General features: G+C 35.5%; 14 protein-coding genes. 12 read left to right on the plus strand and 2 right to left on the minus strand.

What is annotated here, in order from left to right:
* Positions 1-194: 194 nt before the first annotated feature.
* The 4 genes from G5B32_RS12475 to G5B32_RS12490 all read left to right on the plus strand — a co-directional run bounded on the left by G5B32_RS12475 (position 195) and on the right by G5B32_RS12490 (position 2,164).
* Positions 195-362 carry a hypothetical protein gene (locus G5B32_RS12475; protein ID WP_165291860.1) on the plus strand — a complete coding sequence of 56 codons (168 nt, stop codon included), beginning with the start codon at positions 195-197 and terminating at the stop codon, positions 360-362.
* Between the two features lie 116 nt (positions 363-478).
* The gene (locus tag G5B32_RS12480; RefSeq protein WP_165291861.1) at positions 479-1,303 is read left to right on the plus strand and encodes a hypothetical protein; all 825 of its coding nucleotides are present in this window, start codon (positions 479-481) and stop codon (positions 1,301-1,303) included.
* Between the two features lie 216 nt (positions 1,304-1,519).
* Positions 1,520-1,768, plus strand: coding sequence for a hypothetical protein (locus G5B32_RS12485; RefSeq protein WP_165291862.1), 249 nt, complete (start codon positions 1,520-1,522; stop codon positions 1,766-1,768).
* Between the two features lie 3 nt (positions 1,769-1,771).
* A complete protein-coding gene (locus G5B32_RS12490) occupies positions 1,772-2,164 on the plus strand; it encodes a hypothetical protein (protein WP_165291863.1) in 393 nt (130 codons plus the stop codon).
* Positions 2,165-2,395: 231 nt separating this feature from the next.
* Here G5B32_RS12490 and G5B32_RS12495 read toward each other — a convergent pair whose 3' ends face one another.
* The gene (locus G5B32_RS12495; protein WP_165291864.1) at positions 2,396-4,939 is read right to left on the minus strand and encodes an ATP-dependent Clp protease ATP-binding subunit; all 2,544 of its coding nucleotides are present in this window, start codon (positions 4,937-4,939) and stop codon (positions 2,396-2,398) included.
* 250 nt (positions 4,940-5,189) lie between these two features.
* Between G5B32_RS12495 and ettA the strand changes: the two genes are divergently transcribed.
* The 8 genes from ettA to G5B32_RS12535 all read left to right on the plus strand — a co-directional run bounded on the left by ettA (position 5,190) and on the right by G5B32_RS12535 (position 14,063).
* Positions 5,190-6,872, plus strand: coding sequence for an energy-dependent translational throttle protein EttA (gene ettA, locus G5B32_RS12500; protein WP_165291865.1), 1,683 nt, complete (start codon positions 5,190-5,192; stop codon positions 6,870-6,872).
* Positions 6,873-6,881: 9 nt separating this feature from the next.
* A complete protein-coding gene (locus G5B32_RS12505) occupies positions 6,882-8,072 on the plus strand; it encodes a PAS domain-containing sensor histidine kinase (protein WP_165291866.1) in 1,191 nt (396 codons plus the stop codon).
* 14 nt (positions 8,073-8,086) lie between these two features.
* Positions 8,087-9,151 carry a response regulator gene (locus G5B32_RS12510; RefSeq protein ID WP_165291867.1) on the plus strand — a complete coding sequence of 355 codons (1,065 nt, stop codon included), beginning with the start codon at positions 8,087-8,089 and terminating at the stop codon, positions 9,149-9,151.
* Positions 9,152-9,291: 140 nt separating this feature from the next.
* On the plus strand, positions 9,292-9,717 hold the full coding sequence (locus G5B32_RS12515; RefSeq protein ID WP_165291868.1) for a lactate dehydrogenase: 426 nt from the start codon (positions 9,292-9,294) through the stop codon (positions 9,715-9,717).
* Positions 9,718-9,727: 10 nt separating this feature from the next.
* On the plus strand, positions 9,728-11,083 hold the full coding sequence (gene hemN, locus G5B32_RS12520) for an oxygen-independent coproporphyrinogen III oxidase (protein WP_165291869.1): 1,356 nt from the start codon (positions 9,728-9,730) through the stop codon (positions 11,081-11,083).
* Between the two features lie 12 nt (positions 11,084-11,095).
* Positions 11,096-13,489 carry a heavy metal translocating P-type ATPase gene (locus tag G5B32_RS12525; protein ID WP_165291870.1) on the plus strand — a complete coding sequence of 798 codons (2,394 nt, stop codon included), beginning with the start codon at positions 11,096-11,098 and terminating at the stop codon, positions 13,487-13,489.
* A gap of 123 nt (positions 13,490-13,612) precedes the next feature.
* On the plus strand, positions 13,613-13,777 hold the full coding sequence (gene ccoS / locus G5B32_RS12530) for a cbb3-type cytochrome oxidase assembly protein CcoS (RefSeq protein WP_165291871.1): 165 nt from the start codon (positions 13,613-13,615) through the stop codon (positions 13,775-13,777).
* Between the two features lie 52 nt (positions 13,778-13,829).
* On the plus strand, positions 13,830-14,063 hold the full coding sequence (locus tag G5B32_RS12535) for a hypothetical protein (RefSeq protein ID WP_165291872.1): 234 nt from the start codon (positions 13,830-13,832) through the stop codon (positions 14,061-14,063).
* A 40-nt stretch (positions 14,064-14,103) separates the two neighbouring features.
* Here G5B32_RS12535 and G5B32_RS12540 read toward each other — a convergent pair whose 3' ends face one another.
* Complete coding sequence (locus tag G5B32_RS12540; protein WP_165291873.1) at positions 14,104-15,342, minus strand: hypothetical protein; 1,239 nt, start codon at positions 15,340-15,342, stop codon at positions 14,104-14,106.
* Positions 15,343-15,351 lie beyond the last annotated feature (9 nt).

Raw genomic sequence — 15,351 nt, forward strand, 5'->3', positions numbered from 1 at the left:
ACTAGATAAGGAGGTATATTATATGTCTAAAATTTTTATTTAGGCCACTTGTGATAATCAATATATTGTAATGGTTAAATATGTTTTTATAATTCATTTTTTTTCTTAGTAGGAAATATCATATATTTGTGTCGATTTTTGCTATCTACCTAAACAGTTAGCTACCTTATATAAAACAATATTAATCGATTGCAATGATTCAATTGAAAAAGAAATATTTTGCGCCTATTATTGAGATTCAAATGATTTATCATGAAGAGTCTTTTGCCGCAGCATCTGTAACTCCTCACATAAATTCAACTAATAATATATTGGAGGAATGGGAAGAGGCTGAAGTAGTTTTTGATAGAGTTCAATGGTAAAAGAAATTATGGATAGGAGAAAAACTAACATTACTAGATTAGTATTTATAATCTGTGCTATACTTTTTAATTCTTGTTCAAAAAATCAGAGTAATAGCTATGAGGTAAATGAAATTGTGAAAGTTAATATCTTGGGTATTGATGATTCTTTTGGTGAACTAGACAAATTAGGATCAGTCAATCCGAGCAGTTTAGAACAAAAAATTAGAATTCCGTATGGTGAAAATTTATCTGTTCTAGCAACATTAAGTCCCCTTTCAAAGAATAACACTTTAAAAGAAAAGACGGCTGCAACTACTACGAATAATTTACCCAAAAAGGAAATTCCATTGACTACTGGTACAAAATTTTTGTTGCTAGCGTATAATAGTCAAGGTGTCAAGGTGGCGGAGCGTGAATATTCCTATCAAGTATTTGATCCTAATGATAAAGGAGATTTAAATACAGGTTTTGAGAATCTTCAAATAGGGCAAACTTATACATTTATTGTATGTTCTAATAATACGACTACATCTGTTCCAACAGTTACGAATAAACAAAATTTGTCTACTGCAACGGTATCCAATGTTTCGGATAATACGCAATTATTGTATTTTAAAGATGTGATTAAAATAAATAATGGTGTAAATTATTTAAATGTTAAGCTGAAGCATCTTTTTAGCGAGGTCACTACGGAGATTATAATAGATCAGACTGGAAGTTCATTAGTGAATAATGTATCTTATTCACACGCAGGTAGTGTTTTAAAAGAAATTACTACGCCTTCAATATCACCAGCATTCGAATCTGCTACTGTGAAATTATCCGATGCATCTAGGACGTATTTGCAAAGAGGCCTATTGGGAAATTTTGCCTGTACCAACTATTGGAAGTTCCGGTGTTCAAATAATTTCTCTTCCTGCTACACGGATTATTACAAAAGATACAATTGCCACGTTTGAATAGCCAATCTGTTAATCAACAGTACAAGAAAGCCGCTAACTCTTACGGGGTTTCATATCAAGCCCGGGGTTAGTTATAAATTAAAAATAGAGATTGGATGTCCATGCACTCAGGAAGTAAAAAGTTCTGGATATATTGAAATATCTAGTTGGAATGGTACAAAACCTACCACTTATAATACTGTACATACATTTTCTAGTGCGGATTATGGTGCAGTGCTAGATATTTTTGAGATAGATAATTCATTTAGTTTACGTGTTGGAGTATCATCAACTGGAAATGGAGGTAACCATATTTACTCGGGTACGTATGTCGAAACATCTCCAAACTCTACGACAGTTATAACCAATGAGATCCAATTTCAGGGGTGGGCGGATAATTTAAGAGATGTAGTAAGCACGGGGCTTTTTCCGAATATTGAATTTAAAAATGGATGGAGATGGGGGGCTACAATACATAATTAATTTGTGCCCAATATATTTTCTTTAAAAGGACGTCATAAAGCTAATACTGTTCCTAATGGTGCTGACGTATTACTTACTGATAAGAGTGAGTGGAAACCAATAATACGTGTAATTATTAATAAAGATGGGAGTGTAGAAATGTTGGGTAGTATAAATGCATATGGAGGGCCTCCATACTATCCTTTAAAAACAACGAATAACGTTACATTAACTTTGTCGCATAATTCTGCTTCTCCAACCTCAAGAACTCGAAAGATAAATGGTAGTTTTAATAAAGTAACTTGGAGTAGAACGGGTGTAAATAGAGTAATGCTAGATCAAACTAAAATTGGAAGTACACTTTTTTATGGCAAATTTACTGGCTTAAAAACTATTGCTTGTAGTGGTAATCAGTAGTTGATGTTAATTAGTAAACAAAAGGCTCAACATTTTTTAATGTTGAGCTTTTTTGTAAAATAGAATTACCGTATTCTTTCTCGTGATTATGATGAAACGTATACTCTTTCTTTATTCATCTAATGATTTTATTCTCATTGACTACGGTAGGATTATCTTATTTATAAACAACAAAAAAATCCCCAAGCTAAGCTTGAGGATTTTTAATATGATTGTGTATTCGAAAAAGGCTTATTTTTCTTTTTCTTCGTTGATGTCTGTAGAGACTGAATCATCGTTTGGGTTTTCACCTTTTACCACGATTTCATTTTTCTCAGTATCTAAATCAACTGTTAATAAAGCATTTGATTTTAGTTCACCTTTCAGAATTTCTTCTGCAATAGGATCTTCTAAATATTTCTGAATAGCACGTTTCAAAGGACGAGCACCGAAATTTGTATCATAACCTTTTTCTGCGATATATTCTTTTGCTTTATCTGTTAATTTAATAGTGTGACCCAAAGACTCGATGCGACCGAACAAAGATCTTAATTCAATATCAATAATTTTGAAGATATTTTCTTTAGTCAACGAGTTAAATACAATCACGTCATCTACACGGTTCAAGAACTCAGGTGCAAAAGCACGTTTCAAAGCTGTTTCGATTACACCTCTTGAATGTGCATCAGCTTGACTTTCCTTTGCGGTAGTAGTGAAACCAACGCCTTGACCAAATTCTTTCAACTGACGTACACCTATATTGGATGTCATAATGATAATCGTATTTCTAAAGTCCACTCGACGTCCTAAAGAGTCTGTTAATTGACCTTCATCCAACACTTGCAACAACAAGTTGAAGACATCTGGGTGCGCTTTCTCGATCTCATCCAATAAAACTACTGAATAAGGTTTGCGACGAACTTTCTCTGTCAACTGACCACCTTCTTCATAACCAACGTATCCTGGAGGCGCTCCAACCAAACGAGAAACGGCGAATTTTTCCATATATTCACTCATGTCAACTTGAATCAGCGAATCTTCTGAGTCAAACATGAAACGAGCCAATTCTTTTGCTAATTCTGTTTTACCAACACCCGTAGGACCTAAGAAGATAAAAGAACCAATTGGTTTTTTAGGATCCTTCAATCCAGCGCGCGTACGTTGAATAGCTTTAACCAATTTTTGAACAGCATCGTCTTGACCAATGATACGTCCTTTCATCGATTCACCCATATTCAATAGCTTTTGGCTATCTGTCTGGCTCACGCGTTGAACAGGTATACCTGTCATCATGGATACGACTTCAGCTACATTATCTTCGGTTACGGTATAGCGTTTTGTCTTTGTTTCCGCTTCCCAAGCAGCTTTTTCTTTTTCCAGTTCTTCTAAAAGCTTTTTCTCTGTATCACGAAGTTTAGCAGCTTCTTCGTATTTCTGAGAACGAACCACTCTGTTTTTCTCTACCTTAACTTCCTCGATTTTCTCTTCGATTTCAATAATCGATTGAGGTACGTGAATGTTTGTCAAGTGAACACGCGAACCCGCTTCATCCAATGCATCAATAGCTTTGTCTGGTAAGAAACGATCCGTGATATATCGTGTGGTCAACGTAACACAAGCCTCTAACGCTTCTGGCGTATAGTTTACATTGTGGTGTTCTTCGTATTTGTCTTTGATACGATTTAAGATTTCCAATGTCTCATCGTGCGATGCTGGTTCGATCATTACCTTTTGGAAACGACGGTCCAAAGCGCCATCTTTTTCGATGAACTGGCGATATTCGTCTAATGTAGTAGCACCTATACATTGAATTTCTCCACGAGCCAAAGCTGGTTTGAACATATTCGAAGCGTCCAATGAACCTGAAGCACCACCAGCACCCACAATCGTATGAATCTCATCAATAAATAAGATTACGTCAGGTGATTTTTCCAATTCGTTCATGACCGCTTTCATACGTTCTTCGAATTGACCACGGTATTTTGTACCCGCAACCAAAGAAGCTAAATCCAAAGTAACGACACGTTTGTTGAACAAAACACGTGAAACTTTACGTTGAACAATACGTAATGCCAAACCTTCTGCGATAGCAGATTTACCAACTCCTGGTTCTCCGATAAGAATAGGGTTGTTTTTCTTACGACGTGATAAGATTTGTGAAACGCGTTCGATTTCTTTTTCACGGCCTACGATGGGGTCCAATTTTCCTTCTTCTGCAGCGCGTGTCAAATCACGACCAAAGTTGTCCAATACTGGAGTTTTGGACTTAATGTCCGAAACTTTTTTAGGTGCAGAGAAGCTTTCTTGTTCTTCGTAATCATCATCTGGTGACGATGAACCAGGAGCTTCGTCCGTAATATTGGATTTATTTTGCTCTACTTCATTTTTGAATAAGTCGTATGAAACACCATATTGTTGTAGTATCTGCGACGCTATATTATCTTCATCCCGCAAAATAGCAAGAAGAAGATGTTCAGTGCCAATGATATCACTTTTGAAGATTTTAGCTTCTAAATATGTTATTTTAAGGACTTTTTCAGCTTGTTTTGTCAAAGGAACAGATCCTATAGGTGTTCTCGATACAGAAGATCCCTTCACAGCGTCCTCAACAGATTGTCTTATAGCAGCTGTATCAAGATTTAAGTTTTTAAGAATTTTGATAGCGATACCATCACCTTCTCGGATAAGTCCAAGTAAGAGATGCTCTGTACCAATATAGTCATGGCGAAGACGCAGCGCCTCTTCGCGGCTATATGATATGACATCTTTTACTCTTGGTGAAAATTTTGCTTCCATTTAATTACCTTTCTTTATTTTATAAGTGAGGATTTCTATAAAAGTATGAAATTATTAAGAAAAGCGCACTTATATTTACTAGAAATTATCAACAATTAAGCCATAAAATTAGTTCGTCAAAATGGCAGTATTTATGAATACAATTTATCTCTTTCTATTCTAGCTATATGTGTGTATTTTTATTTGGGGCTTTATTTAGCTATCTTTGACTTACGAAAAACAAGAGAAAAATTCAGTATAAAATATTCATATGTCTGACGAAAAAATTATCTTTTCGATGGCTGGTGTAAACAAGATTTACCCACCTCAAAAACAAGTATTAAAAAACATATATCTATCCTTTTTTTACGGCGCTAAAATTGGTGTTATTGGTCTTAATGGTTCTGGAAAATCTTCATTATTAAAAATTATTGCTGGATTAGACAAATCTTTCCAAGGAGAAGTTGTCTTTTCACCTGATTATTCTGTTGGTTATTTGGCTCAGGAACCAATTTTAGACCCAGAGAAAACGGTTCGTGAGATAGTGGAAGAAGGTGTTGCTGAGATTACTGCTGTCTTAAAAGAATACGAAGAAATCAACGAAAAATTTGGCTTGCCAGAAATTTATGAAGATGCTGATGCAATGGATAAATTATTAGCTCGTCAAGGTGAGTTACAAGACAAAATTGATGCTACAAATGCTTGGGAATTAGATTCTAAGCTGGAGCGTGCCATGGATGCTTTACGCTGTCCTGAGCCTGAAGCAAAGATTGCCAATCTGTCAGGAGGTGAGCGTCGTCGTGTAGCGATGTGTCGTTTATTATTACAAGAGCCTGACGTTTTATTGTTGGATGAGCCTACCAACCACTTGGATGCAGAGTCTATTGACTGGTTGGAACAACACTTACAACAATACAAAGGAACAGTCATTGCAGTAACGCACGATAGATATTTCTTGGATAATGTTGCAGGATGGATTTTGGAATTGGATAGAGGTGAAGGTATTCCTTGGAAAGGAAATTATTCCTCTTGGTTAGACCAAAAAGCAAAACGTCTAGCTCAAGAAGAGAAACAAGAAACTAAACGTCAAAAAACGTTGGAGCGTGAGTTGGAATGGGTGAAGATGGCTCCTAAAGCGCGTCACGCGAAATCTAAAGCGCGTTTGCACAATTATGAGAAATTGGCTTCTGAGGAAACTAAGGAACGCGAAGAAAAATTGGAATTATTTATTCCTCCAGGACCTCGTTTGGGTAATGTGGTAATAGAAGCGAATAATATTTCTAAAACTTATGGCGACCGTATCTTATTCGAAAACTTGAGTTTCTCTTTGCCTCCTGCAGGTATTGTTGGGATTATTGGTCCAAATGGAGCTGGTAAAACTACGTTGTTTCGTTTGATTACAGGTCAAGAGCAGCCCGATACAGGTTCTTTCAAAGTAGGTGAAACCGTAGTGTTAGGTTATGTGGATCAAATGCACGATGATTTGGATCCCGAAAAATCGGTGTGGGAAAATATTACAGGAGGAAATGATAATATTCTTCTAGGTAGTAAAACACTGAATTCTCGAGCTTATGTTTCTAAATTTAACTTCAATGGTGCAGATCAACAAAAGAAAGTAGGCGTACTTTCTGGTGGTGAGCGTAACCGTGTCCACTTGGCGATTACGTTGAAAAAAGCTTCCAACGTATTATTGTTGGATGAGCCGACCAACGATATTGACGTGAATACTTTACGTGCTTTGGAAGAAGGGTTGGAGAATTTTGGTGGATGTGCGGTTATTATTTCACACGACAGATGGTTTTTAGATAGAATTTGTACGCATATTTTAGCATTCGAAGGGGATTCACAAGTATACTTCTTCGAGGGTAACTATACAGAATACGAAGAAAATCGTAAGAAACGTTTGGGTGATGTAGGTCCAAAACGTATTAAATATAAAAAATTAGTAAAGTAAGAGCGCATAATGAGTTTTGAATCAGCTAAACTACTTGAGGCAATAATAGAAACTGCAATTGACGGGATTATCACCATTGATAGTAAAGGACATGTAGAATCTATTAATCCTGCCGCACTGCAACTATTTGGGTATTCAGCCGAAGAAGTGATCGGAAATAATATTTCGATGCTCATGCCTGAACCCGATAAAAGTAGACATGATTCTTACATTGCAAATTATAAAAGTACAGGTCACAGAAAGATTATAGGTATAGGTCGGGAAGTCTTGGGTCGTAAAAAAGACGGTACGACCTTTCCTTTTCGTCTCGCTGTGAGTGAGGTTTTCTATAAGGATAAAAGTATTTTTACAGGTTTTATTCACGACTTAACCAAAGAAAAGGCTGCAGAAGACAGACTTTTACAGCATACTTTGGAGCTGGAAGAAACGGTACGTCATCGTACGAAAGATTTAATTTCTTTGGTTTCGGAATTGGAAAGAGCTAAGGCGGATGTAAGTAACTCTTTGGAAAAAGAAAAAGAGTTAAATCAGTTGAAATCCCGTTTTGTCTCTATGGCTTCGCATGAATTTCGGACTCCATTAAGTTCTGTTAATTTATCCGCATCATTAATTGACAAATATGTGGAGCAAGAAAGATTGGATGCTGTTGCCAAACATACCAACCGTATCAAAGGTGCTGTTCAGCTTCTCAATAATATACTAAATGATTTCTTGTCTTTAGAAAAATTGGAAGCTGGCGTGGTAGTGGTGAATCAGCAGACAATAAATGTTGTTCATTTGGGTGAGGAAATCACGGGCGAGATGCAGATGATTTGTAAAAAGAATCAGCATATTGTCTACCAGCATACAGGTGCGCATGCTGAATTTGATTTGGATGCCCACTTGTTAAAAAGCAGTATAATTAATTTAATTTCTAATGCGATAAAGTATTCAGGGGAGGATACTTTTATTGAATTCACTACAGAAATTACAGATGATATCTGTACTATCGTAATCAAAGACAATGGTATTGGTATTCCTGAAGAAGATCAAAAAAATCTATTTGAACCTTTCTTTAGAGCGCATAATACAGGCAATATTCCTGGTACAGGTTTAGGTCTTAATATCGTAAAACGTTATGTAGCGTTGATGAATGGCGAATTAGAATATTGGTCGGCTCTCAATCAAGGAACTTCATTCAAAATGACTTTCCGAAAATAAAAATATACTACACTATGAACAAACGTACTATTTTGATTATCGAGGATAATCTGGAAATAAGGGAAGGCACGGCTGAAATTTTGGAATTGACAGGCCGTTATGATGTCCTCACAGCGGAAAATGGTAAAATCGGCGTAGACTTAGCGCTAAAAAATATTCCTGATCTGATCCTTTGTGACATCATGATGCCTGAGTTGGATGGTTATGGAGTTTTGTATATGCTGAGTAAACAAGATGCCACTATGCATATTCCTTTTATATTCCTGACAGCTAAGTCCGAGCGTGTAGATATGCGTAAAGCTATGGAAATGGGAGCCGACGACTACTTGGTAAAACCATTTGATGATATAGAGCTGCTGAATTCTATTGAAAGCCGTTTGCGAAAACGTGATTCTTTGCAATCCGTATTCGAAAAACCTGCTTCAGGTCTTAACTTGACCGAAGAAGATCAGACTGTTTTATTAAATGATTTGGTAAAAGAAGCCAGGGTAAAAGTTTATAAAAAGAAACAATTGATATATGAAGATGGAGATGCGCCTATCTATGTGTATTACTTGGTAAAAGGTAAGGTGCGTACTTACTTATATTACCAAGATGGTCGCGAATTGTCTACCAATATTCATACGGATGAACAATTTTTTGGTTATGAATCTATTTTACTGAATGAGCGCTATACAGAAAGTGCAAGTGCTTTGGAAGATACAGAAGTAGCCTTGATTCCGAAGGATAAATTTTTTGAATTAATGTTTAATAAGCCAGTTATTGCAACGAAGTTCATCAAACTGCTTTCTGGAAATGTGAAGGAAAAAGAAGAACAAATGTTGGGATTTGCGTATGATTCGGTTCGAAAGCGTGTAGCAAATACATTGGTTCATGTTGCGTCTAAAACTATCACTACGTCTAATCAAGATGAGGTCGTAATACGTATCTCTCGTGATGATCTGGCTGCTCTGGCTGGAACAGCTAATGAAACAATTAGCCGAATGTTAGCTGATTTTAAAGATGAAAAACTTATTATCAAGGAAGGTAATGCGATACGAATTTATTCTATCGAAAAGCTAAAGAATATCAAACAGTAAAAATTTTTAAACTCTTAGAAACGGACAACTTAGGTTGTCCGTTTTTTGTTTGTGATGAATATCACATATTAAGTTGACCACCTACATTCGTAACCTTACGACAGCATAGTACTTTTGAATAAAGAAAAGTACAATATTTGATGAGAGTAGTGGTCTATAACATCCAAGAATTTGAGAAGCAAACATTAGCTAAAGCTAATGCTAAGGTGCATGATTTGACCTTAATCTCAAATCCTTTGAATCTAGATACCATTCGTTACGCTGAAGGAAAAGAAGTCGTTATCGTATCTGAAAATGACAATTTGGAAAAGACTATTTTAGATGCGCTAAAAAGAATTGGTGTCAAAAAGATTATTACTCGTTCAGTTTCATTAAATCATATTGATTTGGCTTATGCTGGTCATTTAGGTCTGCATGTAGCTAATACTCCTGCAGAAGATGATTCTCCCAAAAGTATAGCTATGCAAACTATTCAAAACCTGAATAGTTGGGTCAATAATAAATGCTTAGGTGTGGCGTGTCATTGTGCTTTTGATTGTTCAAAGAAAAGTTCTGCCATTCTTTAAATCGTATATCATGGATTACAATACTTTAATAGCAAAATATAATGTGGCGGCACCACGTTATACCTCTTATCCTACAGTACCATTTTGGGAAAATGATGCATTCAATGAGAATGAATGGAAATCAAATGTAGTCGCTCGATACAATCAATTCAAAGCGCACGGAATTAGTATTTATATCCATTTACCATATTGTGAAAGTTTGTGTACTTATTGTGGTTGTAATACACGAATAACAAAAAACCACAAAGTCGAAGAGCCATATATAGATTCTTTGTTGAAAGAGTGGGAGATGTATCAGCACTTACTTGGGGAAGGAAGTGTATTGATTCATGAAATACATCTTGGTGGTGGTACGCCTACTTTTTTTCAAGCGGAGAATTTAGAAAGATTAATCAATGGAATTCTAAAAGGTAATCGTAAAACGAACGATGCCAGTTTCTCTTTTGAAGCACATCCAGCAAACTCAACACGCGAGCATTTACAAACCTTATATAATCTTGGATTTAAACGTTTGAGTTTGGGTATTCAGGATTTTGATGAACGAGTACAATTTGTGATAAATCGTCATCAGACGGTGGAAGATGTTTCACGTGTCATGACAGAAGCGCGAGAAATTGGATATGAATCTATCAATTTTGACTTGATTTATGGTTTGCCTTTGCAAACAAAAGAATCTGTGCAGATGACGATTGATGTCTCTTTAAAAATGTCTCCAGATCGCATTTCATTTTATAGTTATGCGCATGTGCCGTGGATCAAGCCTGGACAGCGCCGATTTACAGAGTTAGATTTACCTATGGGCAAAGAAAAATTAGATTTGTATAACCTAGGCAAAGCGATGATTCAGGAAGCAGGATATGAAGATGTAGGCATGGATCATTTTGCGAAGAAAGAAGACGCTTTATTCAAAGCAAATACCAACGGAACATTGCACCGCAATTTTATGGGCTATGCCGATCAATATACACCTTTAATGATAGGATTGGGAGTATCTTCGATATCAGATGCATGGACAGCTTTTGGACAAAATGTGAAAACTGTAGAAGAATATCATAAGTGTATTGAAGAAGGTAAATTACCTGTTTTTAAAGGTCATTTATTGAATGAAGAAGATGTGGTAGTTCGACAATATATATTGGATATGATGTGCAGAGGGGTGGTTAATCTTCTGCCAAATCACGAACTCAATGATCGTATTTTGGAAAGAATAGAACCATTAATACGCGATGGTCTTGTAATGGTAAATGGTTTGTGCATTTCCATTACGCAGATTGGAAAATCTTTTTTGCGTAACGTCTGTATGGCATTTGATGAACGTCTGCAACGTACTAAAGAGCGTGAAAATCTATTCAGTCAAGCAATTTAATATCATAAAATTATGGCAGTAGAAGGCAATATTAAATTGTCCACGATTTGTTATCATTGTGGTGATAAAGTGGAAGATACTCCTTATATTCTGGAAGAACATACTTTCTGCTGTCTTGGTTGTCAGACAGTATATCAGATTTTGCATGAAAACAACATGCAAAGTTACTACCGCTATAATACCCATCCTGGGAAATCTCAAAACTCGGACAAGCAAGATCTGAGCTATTTGGAAGAACCCAATATTATCTCCAAATTGGTGGATTATCAAGATGAGCAAATTGCCATAATTACATTCTACATTCCTGCAATTCAGTGTAGCTCCTGTATTTGGCTGTTAGAAAACTTGTATAAGCTCAATGCTGCGGTTAAATCATCTAAAGTTGATTTTATGAAAAAGCAAGCTAGCATTACCTTTAATAAGCAAGAACTTTCTTTGCGTGCATTAGTAGAGCTTTTACAAGATATTGGATACGAGCCAAAAATCACTTTGCAGGATGTCATCAAAGAAGGAAAGAAAATCAATCAAAATGGATTAATTGCTAAAATTACGGTAGCTGGTTTCTGTTTTGGTAATTCCATGATGATTAGTTTTCCGGACTATTTTGGTATGGGCGCTTTCGAACGAGAATATGCGAGTTTCTTTGGGTATATGAATCTCGCTTTTGGTATTCCAGTTTTGATTTACAGTGCTTCTGATTATTTCAAATCGGCTTGGAACAGTTTAAGGCAAAAGCGTTTGAATCTTGATGTTCCTTTGGCTTTAGGAGTTCTAGTGTTGTTTTTACGTTCGGCTATTGAAATTATTACCCAAACTGGTCCAGGATTCATGGATACGCTTTGTAGTTTAGTATTCTTCATCCTAATAGGAAAATGGGTGCAACAACGTACTTACTATCATATTTCATTCGAGAGAGATTATCGTTCGTATTTTCCTGTTGCGGTAACGGTTTTGGAAGAAGATAAAGAAATACCAAGACAGATTTCGGATTTGAACATTGGCGACCGTATTTTGATTCGCAATAATGAAATTATTCCAGCTGATGCAATTTTATTGAAAGGAACTGCTTCTGTGGACTTTAGTTTCGTAACTGGGGAAAGTAAGCCTGTAGAAAAAGTATTGGGCGAAGTTGTTTATGCTGGTGGACGACAAATCGGTGGGGCTATCGAATTGGAGGTTGTAAAAGCGGTTTCACAAAGTTATCTAACTCGTCTTTGGAACAATGAATCTTTCAAATCCTATGAGAAGAAATTCGATACGTTTGTGGGCTATATCAGTAAATATTTCACCATTGTATTGGTAAGTATTGCTGTATTGGCTTTGGGATTCTGGTTCTTTAATGGGCAAGCTGATAAAGCTTGGGGTGCTTTTACAGCTGTATTAATTATTGCATGTCCTTGTGCTTTGGCTTTGAGTTCGCCATTTACTTTGTCTGCTGCTTTGAGTATTTTCGACAAGAATAAACTTTATATCAAGAATACTTCAGCTATTGAGCAAATGGCGGCAATTGATACTGTTGTTTTCGATAAGACAGGTACAATCACTTCACCAACGGCTTCGGCGATGTATTTTGAAGGTGAATTAACTCCTATCGAAAAGAATATCTTATTTTCTATTTGTCGAAATTCGAACCATCCATTGAGTAGAGAGATTCTGAAATGGTTAGGTGATTGTCAATTGTTACCAATTTCGAATTACCAAGAAACTGTAGGGAAAGGGCAGTCTGCAGAATACGTAGATTATTCAGTGGCTTTAGGAAGTAGCTCTTTTGTCGGAGTTGCGAAGAAAGTTGAAGGTACAGCTGTTTATGTAAAGATTAATGAATATATAAAGGGTGTTTTCACTTTAGAACAATCATGGCGTCCGGGATTAAATGAAATTGTGCAATCACTGAAAAATGAAGATTATAAACTTCATTTGATTTCGGGAGATAATGAGCGTAGAGCGGAAGCCTTAAAATTAATCTTTCCTGCTGAGTCAAGTTTATTGTTTAATCAAGCTCCTGCAGATAAATTAGCGCGAATAGAACAATGGCAATCGGAAAAATACAAAGTTTGTATGCTTGGTGATGGCCTGAATGATGCTGGTGCATTGCGGAAAGCTGATTTGGGTATTGCTGTTTCTGATGATATCAATAATTTTTCTCCAGGTTGTGATGCTATTTTGGATGGCGAATCTTTTGAAAAACTTCCTGCTTTCTTTAATTTTAGTAAAGACGCAGTAAAAGTCATCAAAATGAGTTTTATGATTTCTTTGTTGTACAATGTCATCGGTATAAGCTTCGCTGTACAAGGAACGATGTCTCCATTATTTGCAGCGATATTGATGCCAATAAGTACAGTGACCATTATATCGTTTACCAGTCTAATGACTCGTTGGTACGGAAAGAAGAGGGGATTGATTTAATTTTTAGATATCAGATGTTAGACAATAGACCTTAGATTTTTGTAAACTATACTGTGTTTCAGTTTTCTCAGATCTTATATCTCATATCTAACATTATAATTTTAACTTTTGACTTTGAAAAAAATGAACATCATATTCTTATTAATCGGTTTCAGTGTTTTTATTGCTTTAATATTCTTAGTAGCTTTTTTCTGGGCAAATAAAACCAAGCAGTATGAAGATACCTATACACCTTCCGTTCGGATTCTATTTGATGATGAAGTGAAAGAAGGTGAGTCAATTAAATAAAGAGAAATAATGAATTATTTCTTTGTACCTTTGCATCAAATTAATAATTAAAATGCCAAGAGAAACAAAAGAGGGTTTATACCGTGGAATTATTGAGCAGGATGCAGATGGAAATTATTTCTGTGGTCCGTTAATATTGGATTATAAACTCGCTAAATATAATTTCAAATTAGGAGATTATATTAGTGTTAAAAAAGTCGTGAGTAATACAAGTGCCAAAAGCGCAGAAAAATATCCGCATAAGGGAGTGAAATTTTCACTTGCAGACAAAAGAAACGAAGACTAGAAGAGATTTAGGGATTACCTAAATCTCTTTCTTTTTAGAATTATCTGTTATAAGGATATTCTTGAATAAGATTAAAACCTCGTTTTATTAATTCCATATCTTCTTTATTCTGTTTAATCAATTTGATTTCTTCAGTTCCTTCTGTAAAAGATTTAGTCAAAATAATATCTCCATTTTTCTGTATGGAGTAATTTAATTTGAAATTATTGATAGTAATTTCTTTTGTTTTTTCATCTAAAAGAAATTGTTGATACCCTTTTTGGTAATTTGTGTCTCTAATTACTGCTGTTCCTTCAAATTCAAAAATAATATAATTCCATTCATTTGGTATTGATTTAAATGATTTACCCTGGCGATCAACCTTGAATATTCCATTGATAGTCGATTTCTTAAAATAATCCGCTATCATCTTTTGCGTATTAGTGAGAGAGAAGTACTGCGTAACAGCAAATACTATAATAACAATAACTTTCAAAGCTATTAGGCCTTTCTTAATCCAAGGCTTGCTATATTCGGTCTTATCAATTGTTCGAATTTCTGCGGGTTTTCCTAGAATAAAGAATGCATACAAAGTTTTAATATTAGGGAGAAGCAAGAACAAAGACAGTAAAAATAAAGCTGTTGAAACTAATTTAACGGGCACATCAAAAAAATAATTGACTGTCATAATATTGATGCTTGTTGCCATCGTGATGAGAGCTACAATAGTTACAGTTCTACGGAATAGGAGTAATAGGGCTGATATCTCCACTATTCCCATGAAAATATTGTAGCCTTTAGAAAAACCTAAATATGTCCAAGCTAATCCCATTGGAGAAAATTCATGAAGGGGTTGCATCAACCTGTTCAGGGATGGCGGAGGCATTTGTGCATGGAGTAATTTTATCGCTCCATAATTGAATAGCATAAATGCGATGTAATAACGTATTAAAACAGTGAGCCAATAATATAAGTGGTTATATTCTTTCCGATTTCTGTCTATTAAGCTCCAAAGAACAGAACCAAGGACTCCAAGGAGAATAAGAATAGATAATGTCACCCAATCATAAGAGGTGTCGCCACTTCCATTGGAGAATATAGTGTAGTCGTAGGTGTAGTGCAGTATGTTTTTAGCAAACCATGGAGTGAAATCATGGAATAAGGAAGTAATAGGTTTTGTAAGAACATTAAAACACGGATAAGCTTCATTATTAAATACAATAATGAAACATATTATGAATATAAAAGCAAAACGGAATAACACTTTATTGGTGGTGGTCCAGTATAATTGATTGTTCATATCTTTAAG

This window comes from Sphingobacterium sp. SGL-16 (assembly GCF_011043515.1).
Taxonomy (GTDB): Bacteria; Bacteroidota; Bacteroidia; order Sphingobacteriales; family Sphingobacteriaceae; genus Sphingobacterium; species Sphingobacterium litopenaei.

Bases quoted from the DNA above. Each gene is read 5' to 3' on its own strand.
- G5B32_RS12475 (WP_165291860.1), top strand. From the start codon at position 195: ATGATTCAATTGAAAAAGAAATATTTTGCGCCTATTATTGAGATTCAA.
- G5B32_RS12495 (WP_165291864.1), bottom strand. From the start codon at position 4,939: ATGGAAGCAAAATTTTCACCAAGAGTAAAAGATGTCATATCATATAGC.
- ettA (WP_165291865.1), top strand. From the start codon at position 5,190: ATGTCTGACGAAAAAATTATCTTTTCGATGGCTGGTGTAAACAAGATT.
- G5B32_RS12505 (WP_165291866.1), top strand. From the start codon at position 6,882: ATGAGTTTTGAATCAGCTAAACTACTTGAGGCAATAATAGAAACTGCA.
- G5B32_RS12510 (WP_165291867.1), top strand. From the start codon at position 8,087: ATGAACAAACGTACTATTTTGATTATCGAGGATAATCTGGAAATAAGG.
- G5B32_RS12515 (WP_165291868.1), top strand. From the start codon at position 9,292: ATGAGAGTAGTGGTCTATAACATCCAAGAATTTGAGAAGCAAACATTA.
- hemN (WP_165291869.1), top strand. From the start codon at position 9,728: ATGGATTACAATACTTTAATAGCAAAATATAATGTGGCGGCACCACGT.
- G5B32_RS12525 (WP_165291870.1), top strand. From the start codon at position 11,096: ATGGCAGTAGAAGGCAATATTAAATTGTCCACGATTTGTTATCATTGT.
- ccoS (WP_165291871.1), top strand. From the start codon at position 13,613: ATGAACATCATATTCTTATTAATCGGTTTCAGTGTTTTTATTGCTTTA.
- G5B32_RS12535 (WP_165291872.1), top strand. From the start codon at position 13,830: ATGCCAAGAGAAACAAAAGAGGGTTTATACCGTGGAATTATTGAGCAG.
- G5B32_RS12540 (WP_165291873.1), bottom strand. From the start codon at position 15,342: ATGAACAATCAATTATACTGGACCACCACCAATAAAGTGTTATTCCGT.